This is a genomic window from Staphylococcus croceilyticus, from assembly GCF_002902575.1.
GTDB lineage: Bacteria > Bacillota > Bacilli > Staphylococcales > Staphylococcaceae > Staphylococcus > Staphylococcus croceilyticus.
Genome location: NZ_PPRD01000053.1, coordinates 1 through 6485, shown reverse-complemented (window position 1 = coordinate 6485; position 6485 = coordinate 1). Strand labels below are relative to the sequence as shown.

The window sequence follows — 6485 nt, the reverse complement described above, 5'->3', positions numbered from 1 at the left end:
AACGTAGTTGAGCGACGCCTGAGGGAGCAGGATGAGTGTCGAGACCGTGGCTCGACCCAGCCCCCTAGGCAAGCGTCTCAACTTAAGTGAAATGATGATCCATTTAAGAACTGCTTTAGAGACAGCACCCCTGGAAAGCGTCGCAACAAAATGAGTAACATTCATCTAAGAACTGCTTTACAAGACCGTGGCTCGACCCAGCCCCCTAGGCAAGCATCTCTCAACTTAAGTGAAATGATGATCCATTTAAGAACTACTTTACAACCCAGCCGTCTGAAAAAAATGCACATAAAAAAACTGCCCACAAAGTCAGAGACTTTGTCGACAGTTTGAGACGAATTATTCTTCGTCTTTATTTTCTTCTTCGCTATCTTCGCCAGCAACTTCTGGTTCTTCAGTTGCAGCTTCGCCTTCCATAGCTTCGATTTCCTCTTCACTTGGTTCGTCAGTTGGAGGAACTACTGTTACTACAGATTCTTCTGGATCGTTTTCGATAGTGAAGTCACCAGATACTTTAATATCAGCAACTGAGTAGCTATCATTGATTTGTAATTCAGTGATGTCTACTTCGATTGCTTCAGGAATGTTTTCTGGAGTAGCTGTAATTTCTAAGTCGAATAATGGTTGTTCAACTACGCCGCCTTCTTTAGCGCCAGCAGCTTCACCAACTAAGTGAACTGGTACTTCAACAGTACGTTCTTCAGTCATGTTGATTGCTAAGAAGTCGATGTGTGTAATTTGGTTTTTAAGTGGATCAAATTGATAATCTGATACCATTACTTTAATTGTTTTAGAACCTACGCCTAAATCAATGACACCGTTACGTCCAACTTCACGAATCACTTTGATGAATTCAACTTCATCAACTTTAACTGAAGTATTTTTAGTACCATAACCATAAACTACTGCAGGTACTTTACCTGTGTTACGTAATTTTTTAAGGTCAGAACGAGTTTGTTTACCTTGACGGATGATTGACTTTAATGCAGCCATTCGTATTTCCACCTTTCATATTAAAGTTTTGACACGTACTATTATATGACAACATCTATCCAAGTGCGATGTTCTCATATATTAATGAAATGTCTAAACTTATCCTCACTTACCCATCAACTTAATAGTTGCTTGCAAGTGTTTATTAGTTCGTAAAACCACGAACGAATGTATTATACACGGTTGGAAATGAGAAGTCAAACGCATTTGTAAATTTTAGTCAAATAATACACTCACTGATTCTCTTTCGTATACGCGAATAATTGCTTGTGCTAATAATCCAGCTACTGATAATTCTTTTGTATTTGCTGGTTTGCGACTATCATCAAGTAAGATTGAGTTAGTCACGATTAATTCTTTAATTGCTGAATTTTCGATACGTTCTTTAGCAGGACCTGATAAAACAGGGTGTGTACAACATGCGTAAACTTCTTTAGCACCTTTATCTTTAAGTGCTTGTGCAGCTAATGTGATTGTACCTGCTGTATCAATAATGTCGTCAATAATAATCGCTGTACGGCCTTGAATATCACCTACAATATTCATTACTTCAGCTACGTTTGGTTTTGGACGACGTTTATCAATAATCGCAATCGGAGTTTTTAAAATGTCAGCTAATTTACGCGCACGTGTTACCCCACCATGGTCAGGTGAAACAACTACGCATTCTTCTGGGTCAATGTTAGGGTCATTTTCAAAATGTTGACCAATGATTGGTACGCCCATTAAGTGGTCAATAGGAATATCAAAGAATCCTTGAATTTGAGGCGCATGTAAGTCTAATGCGATCATACGATTTGCACCAGCTGTTTCAATTAAATTAGCTACTAATTTCGCTGTAATAGGTTCACGGCTACGTGCTTTTCTATCTTGACGTGCATAACCATAATAAGGAACTACAATATTAATATTCGCTGCAGATGCACGTTTACAAGCATCAATCATAATTAATAATTCCATTAGGTGTAAGTTAACAGGATATGACGTTGGTTGAATAATGAAGACATCACAACCACGGATACTTTCTTCGATATTAATTTGAATTTCACCATCACTGAAGCGTTTTACAGAACATTTACCTAATTCAATCCCTACTCGATCAGCAACTTCTTGTGCTAACGGCTCATTCCCTTTTAAAGAGAAAATCTTTAAAGATGAATTTTTGTATTCATTATTTAACATTTATAGTCCTCCAATTTTTTACTTAGACACTCTTATTATATAAAAAATCAATAACTTTTACTATGTTCAACAAAAAAACTAAAAAAAGAAGTTCTTTATATTATTAAAAAACTATTTTTTAACATAGCCTTCTTTAGTGACTTGACGCGCACGAGCAAGTGCTAAGCTATCTTGTGGAATATCATCTGTAATAGTCGAACCTGCTGCAATTAAAGAGCCATCGCCGACAGTTACTGGCGCTACTAAGTTTGTATTACATCCGATAAATGCATCTTTGCCCACAGTTGTTTTAAATTTGTTAACGCCATCGTAGTTAACAGTAATAGAACCACAACCAATGTTCGTACGTTCACCAATTTCAGCATCACCAATATAACTTAAGTGAGATACTTTCGCACCATCTTTAAGTTCTGCTTTTTTCACTTCCACGAAATTACCTACTTTAACTTCATTGCCTAAATTTGAGCCTGGACGCAATTGCGCAAATGGACCTACTTTTGTTTTATCGCCAACAACTGAATCATTAATGACAGATTGCTTAATATCAACATGTGAACCAATCTGACTATTATTGATTTCTGAATATTGACCAATCACGGTTTCTTCACCGATTTTAGTTGTGCCGTTGATACGTACACCAGGTTCAATAATTGTATCCATACCAATTTCAACGTCTGGACCAATAAATGTAGTCGTAGGATCGATAATTGTTACACCATTTTGCATATGTTGAATATTAATACGTTGTTGTAATGCTTTTTCCGCATTGCTTAACATCACACGGTCATTGACACCCATAATTTCGTTGAAGTCATCTGTGTGATAAACTTCTGCGATACCTTTATCCTCTAAAATTAAGGCAATTACATCTGGCAAGTAATATTCACCTTGGGCATTGTCATTTTTAACTTGAGCAAGTTTTTCAAATAACACTTTATTATCAAATGCAAAAATACCTGAACTAATTTCAGTTAAACGTTTTTCTTCTTCAGTCGCATCTTTTTCTTCTACGATACGGCTAAGTTGTTTATTATCATCGCGAACAATACGTCCATAGCCAAATGGAATTTGAGCCGTAGCAGATAATACTGTTGCTTGCGCATTAGATTGTTCATGATGTTCAATTAATTTATTTAGTGTTTCAGATGTAATTAAAGGCGTGTCACCACATACAACAAGCGTTGTACCTTCTTTATTTTCTAAATGTTCTTGTGCCATTTTAACTGCGTGTGCTGTTCCTAGTTGTTCTTCTTGATAACTATATAACGATTGATCGCCTAATGTTTCTTTCACTTGATCTGCGCCATGGCCTACAATCGTAACAATTTCATCTACCCCTGCACGTTTTACGTTTGTTAATACATGGTCAATCATTGATTTGCCAGCAACTTTATGTAGCACTTTATATTGTTTTGATTTCATTCTTGTGCCTTTGCCAGCTGCTAATATTACCGCATTTCTTTGCATGAATGGTAACCCTCCAATAAATTTTGCACTTCATAGTTATTATAATTTAACTCAGCTTCGACTTTCAATATAGGAGACAAACAGAAAACCGATTTAATAAAAAAGAATAACTCGGATTCTAACCTTTTATTCCCATCTCTGAAATCGCTATGTTTTCTGTAATCTTGTCATAAAAAAACAGGTCCAACAAAACATGCGCTGAACCTGTAGGAATTTTATATATTTGATTAAGCTTCGTCTGATTCTTCTGATGAAGCATTTTTATCAGGAATCACTTCATCTGTTTCGTCATATACTTTCATAACGGCATCTTGAATCTCTTGTCTCATATCAGAGTTAATTGGATGCGCGATATCACGGAATTCACCATCTGGTGTACGTTTACTTGGCATAGCAACGAAAAGACCTGAGTTGCCTTCAATTACGCGTAAATCATGAATTACAAACGCTTCATCCAGTGTAATTGAAACAAGTGCTTTCATTCTGCCATCTGTTTGTATTTTTCTAAGTCTAACATCTGTCACTTTCATGCAGTGAGCCCCCCTAGTATATATCTTTGATTGTGTTAGAAGCTTGACAATTTTTTAATTAAGAAAATTATAATCCTTTAACTTTAGCTACTACTTCAATTTCAACTTTAACGTCTTTTGGTAAGCGTGCAACTTCAACACAACTACGTGCTGGTTGATGTTCACTGAAATAACTTCCATAAACTTCGTTTATTTGTTGAAATTCATTCATGTCAGAAATAAAGATAGTTGCTTTCACTACAGATTCTAAATCTGAACCTGCTTCTTCAAGTACAACAGATAAGTTCTCAAGTACTTGTTTTGTTTGTTCTTTTACATCGTCGCTAACAATATTCCCTTCAGTATCTAATGGAATTTGGCCTGATGTAAATACTAAATTATTCACGACCATTGCATGTGAATATGGCCCTAAAGCTTCTGGTGCTTTATTTGTATTAATTGTTTTCATGCTGTAAAAACTCCTTTTACGAAAATTTAGACAAACTGTTGCCAGGTTCTACTTTAAATTCCTGATTATATTCATCAACATCTGATAATTTGACTAAAGAAGTATAATCCTCAATCAATCTTTGTTTAACTTCTTTTGATTCTACAAGTACAGATACCCCTTTTACTTCAGCTTTAAACTCATTCATAAGATTCATAACGCCATTTATTGAGCCACCTGCTCTCATAAAATCATCTACCACAAGTACGTTAGAATTTTCAGCTAATGTACGTTTAGATAGAACCATTGTTTCAATTTTACGAGATGATCCTGAAACATAATTAATAGATACAGTAGAACCTTCTGTTACTTTATTGTCTTTTCTAATTACCACTACAGGTAAATTTAATACGTTAGCGACTGCATTGGCAAGCGATATCCCTTTTGTGGCAATCGTCACAACAGCATCTAACTTCTCATCCATATAAATACTAGCAATTAACTTACCTACTTTATTTAATAAAGTAGGATTGCCGACTAAGTCAGATAAGAATAAATATCCTCCTGGTAATAAACGTTCTTTCTCTTGTAATAACGCAATAATTTCATCAATGATTTCTTTAGCTTCCTCTTTACTCATCATTGGTTTATAGGTTACCCCACCGCTTGCGCCAGCAGTTGTAATCACTGTTCCTAACTTTTCTTTTTGGAACGTGTTTTTAATAATTTGAACGTCTTCACTAATTGAGGACTTTGCTTGTTTAAATTTTTTCACGAAAAATGTTAAAGGTATTAACTGATTTGGATGATTCATTAAATATTGTGTCATAAAGACGATACGTTCGCTTCTTTTATACCTCATAAGTCCAACCCTTCTATCCTAATAATCTAACTAAATATACTTCATTACAACAGCCATTGACTGCATTATAAACTTTCTTCGCTTGACTTTCTTTTTGCGCAAGACCATAAACGGTAGGCCCACTTCCGCTCATAAGTGCGCCATCTGCACCACATTGCAACATATTATTTTTTATCTTTTCAATTTCAGGATGCAATGACATTGAAACTGGCTCTAAACGATTAGATAAGCTTTGGCATAACCTTTGATAATCTCCATCATTAATGGCTTCTTCACACATCTTCGTATGTACATGATGCGCATAATTTAAATTAAGTGCTTTAAATATATCTGGTGAAGATATTCCTAAATTAGGTTTAGCTAAGACCACCCACGCGGACGGCGGTTTGTTTAAAAACGTAATTTTTTCTCCTCTACCAGTGCATATAGCAGTTTTATTATATATACAAAATGGAATATCTGTACCAATTTGTATGCCTAATTCACTTAATTCCTCTAACGGTCTATTCAGATTGTATAAACGGTTCATGCCTCGCATTGTAGCAGCAGCATCAGCAGAACCTCCTGCTAACCCAGCTGACACTGGAATATCTTTATCGATTGTGATGGTCACACCCTGACTTAAATCATAGGTCTCCATCATCAATTTTGCAGCCCGATAAGCAAGATTTTTATGATCATTTGGAACATAATTATGCTCTATATCTACAACAATTTTTTTATCATTTCTTTTTTGAAAAGAAAGGCGATCATTTAAATCTACAGTTGTCATGACCATCGCAATTTCATGATATCCATCATCTCTTTTGAAAAGTGTATCGAGCGTCAAATTTATCTTGGCAGGTGCCGTTTCATATATCATTTTTCCGCCCTCTCTTCATCAATAGTAATAAGATGATTTTAACATAAAGACTTAAAATATTTGATAGATACACCGTAAAATTATGTAAAATCTTAATGAAAGCTATTTTAAAATCTCTTAATATCCGTTTTCTACGATAAATAACAACATTAATATCTGTCT

General features: G+C 35.3%; 7 protein-coding genes. All 7 read right to left on the bottom strand.

Features of this window, described 5'->3' with window-relative positions; all coding sequences use genetic code 11:
• Nucleotides 1-339: 339 nt before the first annotated feature.
• On the bottom strand, nt 340-993 hold the full coding sequence (locus CD128_RS07365; RefSeq protein ID WP_103329370.1) for a 50S ribosomal protein L25/general stress protein Ctc: 654 nt from the start codon (nt 991-993) through the stop codon (nt 340-342).
• A 216-nt stretch (nt 994-1209) separates the two neighbouring features.
• Nucleotides 1210-2175: a ribose-phosphate diphosphokinase gene (locus CD128_RS07360; RefSeq protein WP_103298615.1), complete on the bottom strand. Its 966-nt coding sequence runs from the start codon at nt 2173-2175 to the stop codon at nt 1210-1212.
• 111 nt (nt 2176-2286) lie between these two features.
• Nucleotides 2287-3642, bottom strand: coding sequence for a bifunctional UDP-N-acetylglucosamine diphosphorylase/glucosamine-1-phosphate N-acetyltransferase GlmU (gene glmU / locus CD128_RS07355; RefSeq protein WP_103329369.1), 1356 nt, complete (start codon nt 3640-3642; stop codon nt 2287-2289).
• Nucleotides 3643-3869: 227 nt separating this feature from the next.
• The gene (gene spoVG, locus CD128_RS07350) at nt 3870-4172 is read right to left on the bottom strand and encodes a septation regulator SpoVG (RefSeq protein ID WP_103298613.1); all 303 of its coding nucleotides are present in this window, start codon (nt 4170-4172) and stop codon (nt 3870-3872) included.
• Between the two features lie 67 nt (nt 4173-4239).
• Complete coding sequence (locus CD128_RS07345; protein WP_103298612.1) at nt 4240-4620, bottom strand: RidA family protein; 381 nt, start codon at nt 4618-4620, stop codon at nt 4240-4242.
• Nucleotides 4621-4636: 16 nt separating this feature from the next.
• Complete coding sequence (gene purR, locus CD128_RS07340; protein ID WP_103329368.1) at nt 4637-5461, bottom strand: pur operon repressor; 825 nt, start codon at nt 5459-5461, stop codon at nt 4637-4639.
• Nucleotides 5462-5474: 13 nt separating this feature from the next.
• Nucleotides 5475-6323 carry a 4-(cytidine 5'-diphospho)-2-C-methyl-D-erythritol kinase gene (gene ispE, locus CD128_RS07335; RefSeq protein ID WP_103329367.1) on the bottom strand — a complete coding sequence of 283 codons (849 nt, stop codon included), beginning with the start codon at nt 6321-6323 and terminating at the stop codon, nt 5475-5477.
• Nucleotides 6324-6485 lie beyond the last annotated feature (162 nt).

Excerpts from the sequence above, each read along its gene's own strand:
- CD128_RS07365 (WP_103329370.1), bottom strand. The coding sequence starts at position 993 with ATGGCTGCATTAAAGTCAATCATCCGTCAAGGTAAACAAACTCGTTCT.
- CD128_RS07360 (WP_103298615.1), bottom strand. The coding sequence starts at position 2,175 with ATGTTAAATAATGAATACAAAAATTCATCTTTAAAGATTTTCTCTTTA.
- glmU (WP_103329369.1), bottom strand. The coding sequence starts at position 3,642 with ATGCAAAGAAATGCGGTAATATTAGCAGCTGGCAAAGGCACAAGAATG.
- spoVG (WP_103298613.1), bottom strand. The coding sequence starts at position 4,172 with ATGAAAGTGACAGATGTTAGACTTAGAAAAATACAAACAGATGGCAGA.
- CD128_RS07345 (WP_103298612.1), bottom strand. The coding sequence starts at position 4,620 with ATGAAAACAATTAATACAAATAAAGCACCAGAAGCTTTAGGGCCATAT.
- purR (WP_103329368.1), bottom strand. The coding sequence starts at position 5,461 with ATGAGGTATAAAAGAAGCGAACGTATCGTCTTTATGACACAATATTTA.
- ispE (WP_103329367.1), bottom strand. The coding sequence starts at position 6,323 with ATGATATATGAAACGGCACCTGCCAAGATAAATTTGACGCTCGATACA.